Annotated in this window: 8 protein-coding genes and 2 pseudogenes; 4 read left to right on the forward strand and 6 right to left on the reverse strand. The window is 68.2% G+C overall.

What is annotated here, in order from left to right; all coding sequences use genetic code 11:
• Positions 1–135 precede the first annotated feature (135 nt).
• Together ACZ3TS_RS21855 and ACZ3TS_RS21860 are read left to right on the forward strand one after the other, a co-directional pair.
• Entirely contained in the window at positions 136–2013 is a 1878-nt protein-coding gene (locus tag ACZ3TS_RS21855; RefSeq protein ID WP_467620253.1) for a CocE/NonD family hydrolase, read from the forward strand.
• Between the two features lie 185 nt (positions 2014–2198).
• Positions 2199–2950, forward strand: a pseudogene (locus ACZ3TS_RS21860) (integrase core domain-containing protein); the annotation flags it as partial.
• A 532-nt stretch (positions 2951–3482) separates the two neighbouring features.
• Here the strand turns inward: ACZ3TS_RS21860 and ACZ3TS_RS21865 are convergent.
• The 6 genes from ACZ3TS_RS21865 to ACZ3TS_RS21890 all read right to left on the reverse strand — a co-directional run bounded on the left by ACZ3TS_RS21865 (position 3483) and on the right by ACZ3TS_RS21890 (position 11705).
• Positions 3483–5465, reverse strand: coding sequence for a glycosyl hydrolase family 28-related protein (locus tag ACZ3TS_RS21865; RefSeq protein WP_467620255.1), 1983 nt, complete (start codon positions 5463–5465; stop codon positions 3483–3485).
• A gap of 179 nt (positions 5466–5644) precedes the next feature.
• The gene (locus ACZ3TS_RS21870) at positions 5645–7246 is read right to left on the reverse strand and encodes a glycoside hydrolase family 13 protein (RefSeq protein WP_467620257.1); all 1602 of its coding nucleotides are present in this window, start codon (positions 7244–7246) and stop codon (positions 5645–5647) included.
• A gap of 26 nt (positions 7247–7272) precedes the next feature.
• The gene (locus tag ACZ3TS_RS21875; protein ID WP_467620259.1) at positions 7273–8139 is read right to left on the reverse strand and encodes a carbohydrate ABC transporter permease; all 867 of its coding nucleotides are present in this window, start codon (positions 8137–8139) and stop codon (positions 7273–7275) included.
• Positions 8136–9077: a carbohydrate ABC transporter permease gene (locus ACZ3TS_RS21880; RefSeq protein WP_467620260.1), complete on the reverse strand. Its 942-nt coding sequence runs from the start codon at positions 9075–9077 to the stop codon at positions 8136–8138. The genes ACZ3TS_RS21875 and ACZ3TS_RS21880 overlap by 4 nt, the downstream gene beginning before the upstream one ends.
• Positions 9078–9128: 51 nt before the next feature.
• Complete coding sequence (locus tag ACZ3TS_RS21885) at positions 9129–10487, reverse strand: ABC transporter substrate-binding protein (RefSeq protein WP_467620261.1); 1359 nt, start codon at positions 10485–10487, stop codon at positions 9129–9131.
• A 198-nt stretch (positions 10488–10685) separates the two neighbouring features.
• Positions 10686–11705 (reverse strand): LacI family DNA-binding transcriptional regulator, encoded by a 1020-nt coding sequence (locus ACZ3TS_RS21890; protein WP_467620263.1) that lies wholly within the window; start codon positions 11703–11705, stop codon positions 10686–10688.
• A 432-nt stretch (positions 11706–12137) separates the two neighbouring features.
• Between ACZ3TS_RS21890 and ACZ3TS_RS21895 the strand changes: the two genes are divergently transcribed.
• Positions 12138–15380 (forward strand): discoidin domain-containing protein, encoded by a 3243-nt coding sequence (locus ACZ3TS_RS21895; RefSeq protein ID WP_467620266.1) that lies wholly within the window; start codon positions 12138–12140, stop codon positions 15378–15380.
• Between the two features lie 284 nt (positions 15381–15664).
• Positions 15665–15791: pseudogene (locus tag ACZ3TS_RS21900) on the forward strand (IS5/IS1182 family transposase); the annotation flags it as partial.
• Between the last annotated feature and the right edge of the window lie 187 nt (positions 15792–15978).

A 15978-nucleotide genomic window follows, 5' to 3' on the forward strand; every position in this document is an offset into this window, starting at 1 on the left:
TTCCGGCCAGAGTTCGCACACATGGTCCCGTTCCTGACATGTGTGCGACCGTCGTCGTCGCTGCGATGACGGGCAGGGCACTGCCGCTCTACCGGAAACGCCGTTCCGCTCCGTACCGACGACTCGGGAGAGCATGTGAACAGACGTCGCGCGCCCGGCTGGGCCGCCTTGGCACTCGTCACGACTCTGGCACTGACCGGCGCACTCGCCGGCCCCGCCGTCGCGTCACCGGCCGCCGCTTCCGCTCAGACCCCGACCACGGCGGTCGCCACCGCGACCGACGGCATCACGCACGAGCAGAACGACCGTGTCCCAAAGGGCTCGGTCTGGACCCAGCACTACTTCCCGTCCTCGGACGGCTCCGGTACCGAACTGCACGGCGACCTGCTGATGCCCGAAGGCGTGCCCGACGGACAGAAGGTGCCGGTCATCCTCTCCATCGGCCCGTACTTCGGGCACATGGGCCAGACGAACCCCGAGGGCTGGACCCACACCGGTCCCTCGAATCGCTTCCAGGACTTCATCGAGGGCAGCGACCTCTTCGCCCACGGCTACGCGTTCCTCATGGTCGACCTGCGCGGCTTCGGCGGCTCGACCGGCTGCCTCGACTGGGGCGGTCCCGGTGAGCAGGCCGACGTGAAGGCCGCGATCAACTGGGCCGCGAGCCAGCCGTGGTCGACCGGCGCGGTGGGCATGTACGGCAAGTCCTACGACGCCGTCACCGGCCTCATCGGCAACGACCTGAAGCAGCCCGCACTGAAGGCCGTTGTCGCCGGGGAGCCCCTCTGGGACATGTACCAGTACATCTACTCAAACGGCGTCCCCCGCCCGAATGTGACCGGAACCGCGAATGCCTACAACGGCATTGCCACGATGGCCCCGCTGTCGGACGACGACGGGCACTATCAGGCCAACGCCCGGTACGAGGACGACCACCCCGGGTGCCTGACCGAGAACTCGGCCGGCTACCGGATATCCGACCAGAACGACCCGTTCTGGACCTCCCGTGACCTGGCCAAGATGGCTCAGGGCACCGACACGCCGCTCTTCGTCACCCAGGGCTTCATCGAGAACAACACCAAGCCCGAGGAGATGCAGGAGTACCTCACCAACCACAACGGCCCGGAGCGCGGTTGGGTCGGCCAGTGGGACCACGTGCGTGGTGGCGACCGGGTGGGCGACGGTCGCCTGGCCATGGGTCGCGAGGGCTGGTACGACGAGACGCTGTCCTTCTACGACCAGTACCTCAAGGGAGTTCAGCCCTCGGTCGACTACCCGACGTACTCCGTCGAGGACTCCACCGGCCACTGGCGAGCCCAGGACACCTGGCCCGTGGCGGAGCGCGACGTCACCCTCCCGCTGGGGAGGGGAAGTTACCTCGACGACGGCGGTGCCTCCGCCCGCGCCAACCTGGCCGCAGCCGGCACGCCGGCGCCCAAGGCGGTGCAGCCGTCGGGCAACTGGGACATGGAGAACGCCCCGGCGACCGAGCAGCCGGCACCCAAGGGTCTGGCCAAGGGAATCGCGAAGAGGCAGCAGGCCGGTGAGGTCAGCTCCAGCTTCTTCGTCTGGTCGCAGCCGCTCGCCCAGGACGTACGGCTGACCGCCACGCCGAACATCTCGCTGACCGCGAAGGGCCAGGGCAACGTCATGCTCAAGCTCTACGACGTCGGCCCGGACGGCAAGGCCGTGATGTTCGACGAGCAGGTCTCCCTGCTGAAGGCGGGCCGGATGAGCGTCGACCTCAAGGCGACCGACTGGACGCTGGCGGCCGGGCATGTCCTGGCCGTGGAGATCGGCTCGATCCAGACCGGGTCGTGGCGTGACACCCCATCGGGTCAGACCGTCAAGGTCTCGGGCGCCGTCCTGAGGCTGTCCCTGGACGACCCGTCCGACGACGTAGCCACCCAGGGAGAGCGCTCACCGTACCTGGACACCTACCTGCGCCAGTACACGGTGGACCTGCCGGCCGGTCCGGCTTCCTTCACAGTGACGCCCGGCGGCCACATCTGATCCCACGCCCACAGGTCGGCGCCGGCCGGCACGGCTCCCGGATCCGCTCCGGAGCCCCGTCCGGCCGGCACCGGCCCAGGCACCGAGCGATGTCTCCCCCGATCAGTGCCCCGCTCGCGAACCACTCGGTTGACCTGGGCACCGTCTCGAGATTCTCGCTTGCGCTTCGCGAAGGCTTGAGTGTCACCGTCCTCGCTGCTCTGTCGCGCGGCGACAACTCCTGGGGGTATCGGCGCATCCATGGCGAACTCGCCGTGCTCGGCATCAAGGTGGCACCCTCCACGCTCTGGGAGATCGTGCGACCTCACGGGATCGAGCCGGCGCCCGAACGTGACCGTCAGACCTGGGCCGCGTTCCTGCGCGGCCAGGCGCACGCGATTCTGGCCTGCGACTTCTTCACCGTCACTACCCTTAACGGCGCGACCCTTTATGTCTTCGCCGTCATCGAGCACGCCAACCGCCGCATCCGCATCCTCGGCGCGACCGCCCACCCCACCGCGGACTGGGTCACCCAGGCCGCAAGGAACTTGGTCATGGACCTCCAGGATGCCAGCGCCACCGTCCGACACCTGATCAGGGACCGCGACAGCAACTACACCCGTGCGTTCGATGCCGTCTTCGAGGCCGAGGGCATCGAGGTCGTCACCACCGGCATCCGCGTGCCCCGCATGAACTCGATCATGGAGCGCTGGGTGCAGACCTGCCGCCACGAGCTCCTCGACCGCACCTTGATCTGGAACCAGGCCCACCTGCTCCACACGCTCGGCGAGTTCGAGTCGACCTACAACCAGCATCGGCCTCACCGCACCCTGCACAGCGCGGCACCCATGCGGCCGCTCCCCGAACCGATCACCGAACCCGAGCAACTCGACCGCCTCGACGTCCGTCGACATGACCGACTCGGCGCTTCTTCCGCGAGTACGCACATGCGGCCTGACCAGCTCGGACGTAATAATCGGCACCCGCACGGCTTACCGATGGTGGTGTCGTAGGAGAACGTCTTGGAGGGGTCGTCAGTGGCGGGGTCCTGCGAGGCCGTCCACACGGCCGTGGTCCGGCCGAGGGCGTCGTAGGCCTGGGTGACCCGTACCGCTTCAGAATGACTGCGCAGCCCGTGGCCTGGGACGAGGCTCCTCGGGGCCAGTAGGGCAGCATCGATGCTTGTGCTCGTACGAACGCTCTACCTGATCACCTCGCGGATCTTCGCGTGGCTGGTCCTGCTGTCCCGATCCTCCGCCTCCAAGGACACCGAGATATTGATCTTGCGGCACGAGGTTGCGATCCTGCGCCGCCATGTCGCCGCCCCGAATCCCACCTGGCCGGACCGGGCGCTGCTCACCGCGCCGGCCCGGCTGCTGCCGCGGGCACTGCGCAGCAAGCGGCGGTCCAAGACCTCGCAGCCGGCCGCCCCCGGCCCTCGGAGCCTGGAGACCCGGGAGGTGACCCGTCACATGGGATCCTCTGGACTCCTACGGCCAGGGGCTGGGTGCGGGTGGGGGCACCACCGCAGGCCGGTCGTCGCAGGTGATGGTGTTGGGCAGTTCCCACGGCGCGAGCCAGGACCCGTTGCCGCCGCGGTCGGAGACGGAGAACTCCGAACCGGCGGGGGTGAAGTGGAAGGACCCGCAATTGTTGACGCTCACCGCGCCGACGTTGCGGGCCTGCACGTCCTCGAAACTCGCCGACCCCGCGGCGCGGGCGCTGACCACGGACGTGCCCGTACCGTCGACCTTGATGTCCTTGAAGTGCACGTTGGTGATCGAGTACTTGTCCTTGACCGGCCAGTCGGCGACGAACATCACCGCGTTGTAGGTGTTGTCGAGGAAGGAGTCGCCCACCACCTCGACGTCCGCGCCGATGTCCTTCTCCAGGGCGTAGAACCAGATCGCCCCGAGCCCGATGTTCCAGTTGAGCTCGTAGGTACCCGCACGCACCGTGGTGTTGTCGGTGATCCACAGGTGGCCGGTGAAGGCTTCGGCGCCGAAACGGGAGCCGACCTGGATACCGCTGCCCTCCCGGACGGGGTCCGCGACGAGGTTGCCGGAGACGGTGTTGTCCGTTCCGCCGTACAGCGCGATTCCGTTGGCCAGCACCGGGGTCTGCACGGTGTTGTGGTCGAAGACGTCGCCCGCGTCCTGCGTCTTCTCCGACCACATGGCCAGCCCGTCGTCGCCGGTGTTGCGGATGAAGTTGTTGGAGACGAGGGAGTCGGTCACCCCCGTATGGAAGTTGATGCCGTCGGCGATCTGGTCCGCGATCTGGTTGCCGGTGATCCGCAGGTTGCTCATGGGCCCGTCGAACCACATGCCCACCTTGGTGTGGTGGATGTACAGCCCCTCGACGGTCGAGTCGCTCAGTGCCCCGCCGATGCCGTTCACCTGATCGGTGTCGATCCGTTCGCGCACGTCGCCCTCGATGGCGAAGCCCGACAGGTGCACGTGGTGGCTGCCGCCCGCCGAAGCGTCCTTGCCGTAGAAACCGACGCCGGTGTGGACCGAGCCGTCCGGGGCCGGTGCCGCGAGGGTGACCTGGTGGCCCTTGATGATCGTGAACCAGCTGCCGGCGCCCTCGATCGTGATGTCGTCGACGATGATGTGACGGCTGACCTGGTACGTCCCCGGAGGGATGTAGACCTTCCGGTGTGCTCGTCTGGCGAACGCGATGGCCTTGTCGACAGCGTCGGCGGAGTCGCGCCGTCCGCTGGGGTCTGCTCCGAAGGCCAGCACGTTGACCGCGGACGGGTCCGCCTTCGGCGGAGCGACGAGTTGGGAGTCCATCAGGTCGATCACGGTGGTCGCGGCCTCGCTGCGCTGCGGCACGCGCAGCCGGATGTGTGCACCGGCCGGATAGGCACGGCCGAGCAGCAGCCGCTGCTCGTCGTAGAAGTGGTTCGGCCGGAAAGGCTTGGGAATCACCGGGGCCGGGGTGGTGGCGTTGGGGACGCAGCCGCACTCGGTGATCCACCAGTCGGGGTGCAGCACGTCGGCGGTGGGGTCGTTGGTGAAGGGATACTGGTTGTACAGCCAGGCGTACTGCGAGGTCAGCGTCATGGTGCTGCGGTGGCGCCCGTTCACGCTGACGTCGAGCGGGGCGGTGATCCCGCCGCCGGTCGGAGCGTCCGGGATGCTGTAGCGCACGGTGATGGCGTTGGCGGCCCGCGGCAGCGTGAACTCGACGTACTGGCCGGGCGCGAGACTGACCGCACTGCGGCCCGAAGCCTCGGCGGCGAGCGTGTACGCGGTGCGACCCGGCCCGATGACGGTGCCGTCGGTCGGGGCGTGCTCCGCCTCCTGCTCCAGGAAGCCGAGGTCGGCTCCGCGACCGGCGACCAGGGCGGGGTCCAGCCCGGCGCGGGTCACCGGCGTGGCCTGGGTCTCCCCGGCGGCACCGGCCGGTGCCGCCGCCGCGACAACGCCGGCCGGCACGGCGGTGAGGCCGACCGACGCTGTCACGACCGCCAGGGCCGCGGCGGCTCTTCGCCTTGCGCCGGTACGTCTGCTTGTGCGGTTCACTGCGTCTCGATTCTGTGGTGGAAGGCGATGGATCCTCGCGGGAGCTGTGGGAAGGGGCGGGCGGTGCCGCTCACTTCCATGAGCGGCACCGCCCGGGTGCGGTCGGTGCCGCGTCCGGGTCAGGGCAGGCGCAGCCAGACCGCGGTATCGGTGGGCAGCTGCCCGTCCGTCAGCGGTGCGCTGCTCAGCAGGACCTGCCGGTGCGGTGGCAGCGGTGCCGGCTCCTGGCCCAGGTTGACGACGCAGCCGAAGCCGGCGTCGCGGGTGAAGGAGAGGACCTGGGGACCGCTGGGAAGCCAGGTCATCTGCCCGTCGCCGAGTGCGGTCTCGCTCCGGCGCAGGCGCAGCGCCGTGCGGTACAGGCTCAGCATGCTGTCCCGGTCCGCCACCTGCTGCTCCGCCGTCACCGCCGACCAGTTACGAGGCTGGGGCAGCCAGGGCTGAGCGCCCTCGGGGCCGAAGCCGAACGGCGGGGCGTCGCCGCTCCACGGCAGCGGCACGCGGCAGCCGTCCCGGCCGGGGTCGGCTCCTCCGGTGCGGTGGAACATCGGGTCTTCGATGACCGAGTGCGGCAGGTCCTCGACCTCGGGCAGGCCGAGCTCCTCGCCCTGGTAGAGGTAGACGGAGCCGGGCAGGGCCAGGCTCAGCAGCGCTGCCGCCCGGGCGCGCCGGATGCCCAGTGCGAGGTCGGTGGGGGTGCCGTGGGTCTTGGCCGCGAAGTCGAAGCCGGTGTCGGCACGGCCGTAGCGGGTGACGGTCCGGGTCACGTCATGGTTGGCCAGCACCCAGGTGGCGGGCGCGCCGACGGGCGTGTGCACGGCCAGCGTGGTCGTGATCGCCTCGCGCAGCCGCACGGCGTCCCAAGGGCAGGTGAGGAAGCCGAAGTTGAAGGCTGTGTGGAGTTCGTCGGGGCGCAGGTAGCGGGCGAAGCGCTGGGGGTCGGGCAGCCAGACCTCGCCGATCAGGGCACGCGGCGGGGTGTAGGAGTCGGCGACCTTGCGCCAGTCCCGGTACACGTCGTGGATCTCGTCGCGGTCCAGGTAGGGATGCGGGTCCGCGCCGTCCACCAGGTCGGGAAGCGCCGGATCCTTGATGACCTCGGCGGCGGAGTCGATGCGGACCCCGGCCGCGCCCCGGTCGAACCAGAAGCGCAGCACCTCCTCGTGTTCCCGGCGCACCTCGGGGTGCTGCCAGTTCAGGTCGGGCTGGGCGGAGGCGAAGCGGTGCAGGTACCACTGGCCGTCCGGGACGCGGGTCCAGGCGCTGCCACCGAACTGCGACATCCAGTTGTTGGGGGGAAGTTCGCCGTTCTCGCCTCGGCCCTCGCGGAACCAGAACCGATCGCGCTCCGGGGAGCCAGGACCTGCGGCGAGCGCCTCCTCAAACCAGCGGTGCCGGTCGGAGACGTGGTTGGGGACGATGTCGACGATGGTGCGGATACCCGACGCCAGTGCCTCGGAGATCAGCTTCTCGGCCTCCCCCAGGCTGCCGAAGGCCGGGTGGATGGCCCGGTAGTCGGCCACGTCGTAGCCGCCGTCGGCCATCGGTGAGGCGTACCAGGGGGTGAACCAGAGCGCGTCGACACCGAGTTCGGCGAGATACGGCAGCCGGGACCGGACGCCCGCCAGGTCGCCCACCCCGTCGCCGTCCGCGTCGGCGAAGCTGCGCACGTAGATCTGGTAGATCGCGGCGCCACGCCACCACTCGTGGGGTTGGTGCACGGTAGAAGTCTCCTCGGGAGATGGTGTCAGCCCTTGAGGCTGCCGGCGGTGAGCCCGGACATGATGTTGCGTTGGAAGATCAGGAAGAAGATCACCGTCGGCACGGCGGAGATGGCCGAGGCGGCGATCAGCACGTTCTCCGGCACGCCCAGTGAGAGCGAGTAGATGCCGGCGTTGAGCGTCTGCCTGGTCGGGTCGGGCTCGGCCAGCAGCGGCCAGAGGAAGTCCTTCCACACGTTGACCAGGGCGAAGATGGACACCACGCCGATGATCGGCCGGGACATGGGCAGCACGATGGAGAGCAGTGTGCGCAGCGGTCCGGCGCCGTCGATGGCGGCGGAATCGAGCAGTTCCTGGGGCACCGAGTCGAAGAAGCGCTTCAGCAGGTAGATGTTGAAGGCGTTGGCCACCGACGGCAGCCAGATCGCCCAGGGGGAGTTGAGCAGGTTCTGGTGGATCAGCGGCAGGTCCAGCACCGTCAGGTACTGCGGGACGACCAGCACCATGGCTGGGATCATGAGAGTGGCCAGCATCAGGGCGAGGATCGCGTTGCCCAGCACCGGCCGTAGTTTGGACAGCGAGTAGGCCGCGGCGACGTCCAGGACGAGCTGGAAGGCGAGTGCCCCGAAGGCGTACCAGAGCGTGTTGAGCAGCAGGTGGGCGATGTTGAGGCGAGTCCACGCGTCGCTGTAGTTGGAGGCCTCGATGTGGTGCGGGTAGAAGGTGGGCGGGGTCTGGATGGACTCGGTGGTGCCCTTGAGCCCTCCCGTCACCAGCAGGTAGAGGGGGCCCAGGAAGACCAGCGTGAAGGCGACGACGACCAGGACCAGCGTCGCGCGGTAGAGCGTGCGGTTGAGCTGGGCCGGATTGACCAAGGTGCGGGTGTCGCTCATGACTCCAGCCTCCGGTTGAGTCGCACGTAGATCACCGAGAACCCGGCGAGCACCAGCAGCAGGAGCAGCCCGAGGGCGCAGGCGGCGCCGTAGTTGGAGAAGTTGAAGGCGTACTGGTAGATCAGGTAGACGACGGTGGTGGTCGAACCCTCCACCCCTTGGCCGCCGTTGGTGAGGATGAAGGGCTCGACGAAGACCTGCATGGTGGCGACGATCTGAAGCATCAGCATCAGCGAGAGGATGAGCCTGGTCTGCGGGATCGTCACGTGCCAGACGCGCCGCAGCAGTCCGGCTCCGTCCAGTTCGGCGGCCTCGTAGAGCTCACCGGGGATGTTCTGCAGCGCCGCCAGGTAGATCAGCGTGGCGCTGCCCATGTTCATCCAGGTGGAGGCGATGACGACGGCGAGCATCGCCGTGTCCGGGGACTGCAGCCAGCCGGAGGTGGGCAGGTGCAGCAGCTGCAGTGACCGGTTGATCAGACCGTACTCGGGGTTGTACAGGTACTTGAACAGCAGCAGTGAGGACACCGGCGGGAGCATCACCGGGAGGTACACCAGGATCCTCAGGTAGCCGCGCGCGTGCCGCAGTTCGTTCATCACCACGGCCGTGACGAACGGCAGCGCGAAGCCGAACAGCAGGGCCAGTCCGGTGAACTGGGCTGTGTTCCGCCAGGCCGGCCAGAAGCTGGGGTCGTTCACGATCTGGTCGAGGTTGTGCAGGCCGACCCAGGTGGTCCTGCCCGCCTTCACCTTCTGGAAGCTCATGATCACTTCGCGGACCATGGGATACCACTGGAAGAGGGCGAAGCAGAGCACCGCGCCGATCAGGAAGCCGTGTGCGGCGAGGTTGCGCCGTACGGATGTGCGCAGTGCCCCGGCCCGACCGGCCGCCGTGGCGGGCGGCGAGTCGGTTCCGGAGGATGCGGTCGCGACCGCCATCGTCGATCTCCTTGGGAGGCTGCTCGTCCCGGGGCCTGGCGCCCCTTGCGGCTACTGGGCGTTGGCGAGGACCTGGTTGACCTGCTGCTCAGCGGTGTCCAGCAGCTTCTGCAGGTCGGCGTTGGAGTTCGTCAGCGTGGACGCCATCGTGGTGTCGAGGATCTTGTAGATGGCCTGGGCGTTGGCGGGCTCGGTGACGCCGGTGACGTTGGCCTTCACGAAGGGCTCGAAGGCCTTCACCGACATGGTGGCGTTGGCGGCCTTGAGCTGGGTGTCCTTGGCGACGGTGGCGCCCTGGAACAACTGCGGCTGGGGCAGTCCGACCGCCTGGCCGGAGGCCTTGGAGCGGGCGTAGTTGTACTGCTGGCCCTGGCCCACCGTCAGCCAGAGGTAGCTGAGCAACTGGATCCCGGCCTTGATCTGCTCGGGGGTGTCCTTGACGTTGAACATGTAGTCGTCGCCGCCGGTGAGGGTGCCGACGCCGGGTCCGTTCTGGCCGGGGATCGGGCCCATGCCGAAGTCCTCGTAGTGGGCGCCGAGGCTCTGCACCATGTAGGTGATGTCGTCAGGGGCGGCGATGTACATCCCCAACTTGCCCGCGGCCATCTGCTTCTGGAGGTCGCCCCACTTGTAGAGCTGGGTGGTGCCCATGGCGTTGTCGTCGAAGCGGAGCTTGTGCAGGTTCTGCAGCACGGCCAGGCCCTGGGGGTTGTTGAAGGCCGCCTTGGTGCCGTCGTCGCTCACCATCCGGCCGCCCTGGGCGTAGAGCTCGGCGGTGAAGTGCCAGCCGCCGTTGTTTCCCGCGCTGTAGTCGCCGTAGCCCGCGATGCCCTTGCCCAGAGCGGCGATCTTCTTGGCGTCGGCCGCGACCTCGGCCCAGGTCTGCGGGGGCTGGTCGGGGTTGAGTCCGGCCTGCTGGAAGAGCTTCCGGTTGATGATCATGCCCATGGTGTAGTTGGTGCGCGGAATGCCGTAGATCTTCCCGTCGGCCTTCTGGGTGTCCCAGACCGAGGACATGATGTCGTCCTTGACCGGCAGGTTCTCGGAGGTGACGTACTTCGTGATGTCGGCCGCCTGGCCGGCGTCCAGGACCTGCTGCTGGTCCGTGAAGTAGGTGTAGAAGACGTTGGGCTGGGTGCCGCCCTTGAGCGCGGCCGTGAACAGTTCAGGGGTCTCGCACGGGAACGTGTCGATGCTCTTCACCGTGATGTTCGGGTGCAGCTTCTCGAAGGCCGCGATGTCCTCGGCCCACTGCTTGCGCTGCGTCGGGCGGCTTTTCGGCGGGGCGCAGTCGATGGAGATCGTGACCTTGCCGTTGGTCGGCTTGTCACCGCCGGTGGAGGAGCCGGAACAGGCGGCAGCGGACAGGGTGAGAGCGCCGGCGATCAGCAGCGCTGCGGATCTGCGCATGGGTGGAAGACCCCTTCATGGGCGGAGTGCGTGGGATGTGGCGCGCCTCACTTAAGCACCGACCCGTCGGCTCCGCAATATCTCGACGGTATTTTGCAAGAAGTCAACGCAGAACCGTGATGTGGCGAGCCGCGAACAACGCAAGGGCCGCGCCCCATAGGGGTACGGCCCTTGTCGGCGCTGCGAGTTGGCGCTCTGTCAGCGGCTGGGCTCTCTCCGCGCCAGACCGGTGGATCCGCGCACCACGAGCTCCGGCTCGAAGAGCAGCTCGTCGTGGGTGACCTTGGCGCCGGCCAGCTCTCCCACAAGCAGCTCCACGGCGGCGCGACCCATCGACTCGATGGGCTGACGGATGGTGGTCAGCGGCGGATCGGTGCAGGTCATGAAGGAGGAATCGTCGTAGCCGATGATCGACACATCCCCGGGCACATCAAGCCGGCGCCTGCGGGCAGCGCGCACCGCCCCCAGGGCCAGCGGGTCCGAGGCGCAGATGATGCCGGTGACGCCGCGCTGCAGCAGGCGCGCAGCCGAGGCCTGCCCACCCTCCAGGGAGAACAGCGCGTGCGCGACATCCGCCTCCTCGAGCTCCAGCCCGGCCCTCTCCAGTACCGTGCGTGCCGCCGCCAGCTTGCGCCGCGACGGCATGTGATCGGGCGGTCCGAGCACCAGGCCGATCCGCCGGTGGCCCAGCGACAGCAAGTGTCCCGCGCCCTGTTCCACCGCGACCGCGTCGTCGCAACTGACCTGCGGGAAGTCCAGGTCGGGTATGGCCGCGTTCATCAACACCGTCGGCAGACCGCGGCGGAACAGCCGCTCGTAGTGCTCGTGCGGGGACTCGGCCTGGGCGTACAGGCCACCGAAGAAGATCACGCCCGAGACCTGCTGCTGGAGCAGCAGTTCCACATAGTCGGCTTCAGAGACACCGCCCGCCGTCTGCGTGCACAGCACCGGCGTGAAGCCCTGCTGTGCCAGTGCGCTGCTGACCACCTCGGCGAAGGCGGGGAAGATGGGGTTCTGCAGCTCCGGCAAGACCAGCCCGACCAGCCTCGAGCGCTCGCCCCGCAGCTGGGTCGGACGCTCGTAGCCGAGTACGTCCAGGGCGGTCAGCACGGCCTCGCGGGTCTGCTCGGAGACACCGGGCTTGCCGTTCAGCACCCGGCTGACCGTCGCCTCGCTGACCCCGACTTTCCTGGCCACATCGGCAAGTCGTCGTGTCATGGCTCAAGCCTAGGGCATGGTCCGCAATCCGCTTACGCACTGGTGTAAAAATTCGTCAGACTTTGCAGCAAGAGAGTCGGGGACGGCCGCTGCAGAAAGCTCCACCTCGCGGGGACGATCCGAGGCTGGCAACAGAGGTCCCACCTCACGCGCAGGCCTCCCATACGCCGACGCGACCAACTACTGGGGATCGATCACTTACGAGAAAAAGCAAGGATAAAACAATCTCGGATCGGAATATTGCTCGATCCTGTCTGACCCAATACGGTTCTGCACGCGCCGCCGCCTGTGATCGGTCCTCCCTCTCCACCTCACCTTGCCCGGCCGTGAAGGCCGGCGAAGCACTGCGTCGTGCCCAAGGGCACCTGACCTCGGGCACCCCCACCCGACGGCGGCACGCCTCACGACGGCTTCGGTCCCAAGGAGCAACCCTTGTTCCAGTCCCTACGCACACTCAGACGCGCGGTCGCCCTGGGCGGCACCGGCGCACTGCTGGTCGCCACGGGCGTCCTCCTGGCGGCGCCCTCGGCATGGGCCGCCGCCACCGGCGGCAGCGGTGCCGCTCTGCCCTATGTCGAGGTCCAGGCGGAGAAAGCCGCCACCAACGGCAGCGTCATCGGTCCCAGCTACACGCAGGGCCAGCTGGCCGACGAAGCCTCCTACCGCAAGGCCGTGACGCTGCAGGGGGCGGGCAAGTACGTCACCTTCACCACCCCGGTGGCCACGAACTCGATCAACTTCCGGTACAGCATCCCGGACAGCTCGAACGGGTCGGTCTACAACGCGCCGCTGTCCCTGTACATCAACGGCACCAAGCAGAGCAACTTCACCCTGACCAACGCATACAGCTGGTTCTACGGCAGCTACCCCTTCACCAACAGCCCGGGCAGCAACCCACACCACTTCTTCGACGAGACCCATCGCCTCTTCACGCAGACCTATCCGGCCGGGACCACCTTCACGCTCCAGGTGGACCCCGAGGACACCGCACCGTCCTACACCATCGACTTCGCCGACTTCGAGCAGGTCGGTGCCCCGCTGACGCAGCCGGCGGGCTCTGTGTCGGTGACCGGCAAGGGCGCGGACGCGACCGGAGTCAACGACTCGACCAGCGCCTTCAACTCCGCGATCAGCGCCGCGGGCGCCGGTGGCACCGTGTGGATACCGCCCGGCACGTACAAGATCCCGGGCCACATCGCGGTGAACAACGTGACGATCGCCGGCGCCGGCATGTGGTACTCGACGGTCTCCGGGTCGGCGCCGGGCTTCTACGGCAACTCCGCGCCGTCGCCGAGCACCGGCGTGCACCTGCAGAACTTCGCGATCTCCGGTGACGTCCAGGACCGCAACGACGGCGCGCAGGTGAACGGCATCGGCGGCGCGATGAGCAACTCCACCGTGTCCAACGTGTGGATCGAGCACGAGAAGGTCGGCGCCTGGATGGACGGGCCGATGGACGGCCTGACCTTCAGCGGCATGCGGATCCGCGACACCACCGCCGACGGCATCAACTTCCACGGCGGCGTGACCAACTCCAAGGTCACGGGCAGCGACATCCGCAACACGGGCGACGACGGCATCGCGACCTGGGCGGACGCCGGCATCGGCGCGGACGCCAACGACACCATCTCCAACAACACGGTACAGCTGCAGATGCTCGCCAACGGCATCGCGATCTACGGCGGGCACGACAACACCGTGAGCGGCAACCTGGTGCAGGACACCGGCATCACCCAGGGTGGCGGCATCCACGTCGGACAGCGCTTCAGCTCCACCCCGGTCGGCACCACGACCATCTCCGACAACACGCTGATCCGCAACGGAAGCCTCGACCCCAACTGGCAGTTCGGGGTCGGCTCTCTGTGGTTCGACGGCAGCCAGGGGGCCATCAACGGCCCGATCAACGTGACCAACGCGCTGATCCAGCAGAGCCCCTATGAGGCGATCCAGTGGGTCGAGGGCACCGTCAGCGGTGTCCACCTCAACAACGTGACCATCGCCGGGACCGGCACCTTCGCCCTTCAGGAGCAGACCGGCGGCTCGGCGAGCTTCACCAACGTCACCGCGACCGGCGTCAACGGGCCCGCACCCGTCTACAGCTGCGAGGGCGGCAACTTCACGGTGACCGACGGCGGCGGCAACTCGGGCATCAGCGGCGCCGCGTACTGCGGCGGGTGGCCCACCCCGGTCTACCCGCCCTATCCTGCCAGCACGGTCACCGCCTCCCCGAGCGCGCTGAGCTTCGGCTCGCAGGCCAGCGGTACGACCAGCGCGGCACAGACCGTGACGGTCTCCAACCCGACCGGTTCGTCCGCCTCCGTCTCCTCCATCTCCACCAGCGGCGACTTCGCCCAGACCGACAACTGCGGCAGCTCCATCGCGGCGAACGGCTCGTGCACCGTCAGCGTCACCTTCACGCCGACGGCGACCGGCACCCGCACCGGAACGCTGACCATCGACGCGGGCGGTACCACCAACACCGTCAGCCTCTCCGGCACCGGCACCGCCGCCGGCCCTGTGCTGAGCGCCACCCCGGCGAACCTGTCCTTCGCCAGCACGGTGGTCGGCTCCTCCGCCACGGCGAAAACGGTGACGGTGACCAACACCGGCACCACCACGGCGACCGTGTCCAGCGTCGCGGCGACCGGCGACTTCAGCCAGACCAACAACTGCTCCACCATCGCCGTCGGTGCGTCCTGCACGGTGAGCGTCACCTTCAAGCCCACCGCCCCCGGATCCCGCACCGGCACCCTCACCGTGTCCAGCAACGCGAACAACAACCCGCTCACGGTGGCCCTCGCCGGCAGCGGCATCGACAGCAGCACCAACGTGGCGGCCGGCCAGCCGGCGTCGGCAAGTTCGAGCAACAGCCCGTACGTCGCCTCGAACCTCACCGACTCCGACCCGTCCAGCTACTGGGAGGGCACCAACGGCTCGTTCCCGCAGTGGGCCCAGGTCGACCTCGGCCAGAGCTACAGCATCGGCAAGGTCGTCCTCAAGCTGCCGCCGTCAACGGCATGGGGGGCCCGTACGCAGACCCTGTCACTGCTGGGATCCACGGACGGTTCCACGTTCTCGACCATCGTGGGGTCGGCCGGATACGCCTTCGATCCCAACACCAACAACAACGCGGTGACCATCACCTTCAACGCCACCACGGCGCGCTACGTGCGGGCGAACATCACCGCGAACACCGGCTGGAATGCAGCCCAGTTGTCGGACTTCGAGGTGTTCACCAGTGGCAGCGGCTCCGGCACCGTCAGCACCGATCTCGCGGCCGGCAAAGCCACCAGCGAGTCCGGCCACACCCAAACCTACGCGTCGTCGAACGTCACCGACGGCAACCAGAGCACCTACTGGGAGAGCGCCAACGACGCCCTGCCGCAGTGGGTGCAGGTGGACCTCGGCTCCCAACAGAGCGCCGGCCGGGTGGTCCTCCAACTGCCCGCTGGCTGGGGCTCCCGCGACCAGACGCTGTCGCTGCTGGGCAGCACCGACGGCACCGCCTTCTCCACCGTCAAGGCGTCGGCCACCTACACCTTCGACCCCGCCACCGGCAACACGGCCACCATCACTTTCCCCGCGACCACCCAGCGGTACTTCCGGGTGAACATCACGGCGAACACGGGTTGGCCGGCGGGGCAGATCTCGGAGTTCCAGGTCTGGAACACCTGACCTGACCCGAACCCGCGGTGCCGCCGAGTCCCCTGGCGCTCGGCGGCACCGTCATGCCGTCACTCGCCTGTCGGCCGGGCCGCGGGCGGAACGCCGCAGGTCCTGCGGCCGGGTACGGAAGGGCCGGGCACGGGCGCGGCTCCTGCCGCGATCAGGAGCGGAGCTCCTTGGTGCAGGGCCATGGATGTCGCGCGGGTGGGCGCGGTGGAGGACCTCGGCTGCAGAACGGGCACAGGTCATAGCGATCATGTGGTTGAGACGCTCTGTGATCACCAAGGGGGCCTGTGCCCGCGCTGCCATCATGGCTGACCGAACCGCTCTGGGACCGATTCGCGGCGCTGCTGCCAGATCGGCCGGAGTTCCACCCGGACCATCCGTTCGGCTGCCATCGTCGGCGCATCAGCGACCGGATCATCTTCGACAAGCTGCTGCTGCTGCGCTTGGGCTGTTTGAGATACGACGGCGCCACCGACTCGGCGGCATCCTCCACGAGTACCAACATTTGTCAAGGGACAGTAGGAACTCCCCACTGGCGGACAGTTAATCTCCCCGCTGGTGGACAGCGTTTCTCCCCGGTTGGGCAGTAGATCTCGGGGGG

This window comes from Streptomyces sp. NPDC022910, from assembly GCF_055561075.1.

Coding starts and splice junctions, on each gene's coding strand:
- ACZ3TS_RS21875 (WP_467620259.1), bottom strand. CDS start 8,139: ATGAGCGACACCCGCACCTTGGTCAATCCGGCCCAGCTCAACCGCACG.
- ACZ3TS_RS21880 (WP_467620260.1), bottom strand. CDS start 9,077: ATGGCGGTCGCGACCGCATCCTCCGGAACCGACTCGCCGCCCGCCACG.
- ACZ3TS_RS21885 (WP_467620261.1), bottom strand. CDS start 10,487: ATGCGCAGATCCGCAGCGCTGCTGATCGCCGGCGCTCTCACCCTGTCC.
- ACZ3TS_RS21890 (WP_467620263.1), bottom strand. CDS start 11,705: ATGACACGACGACTTGCCGATGTGGCCAGGAAAGTCGGGGTCAGCGAG.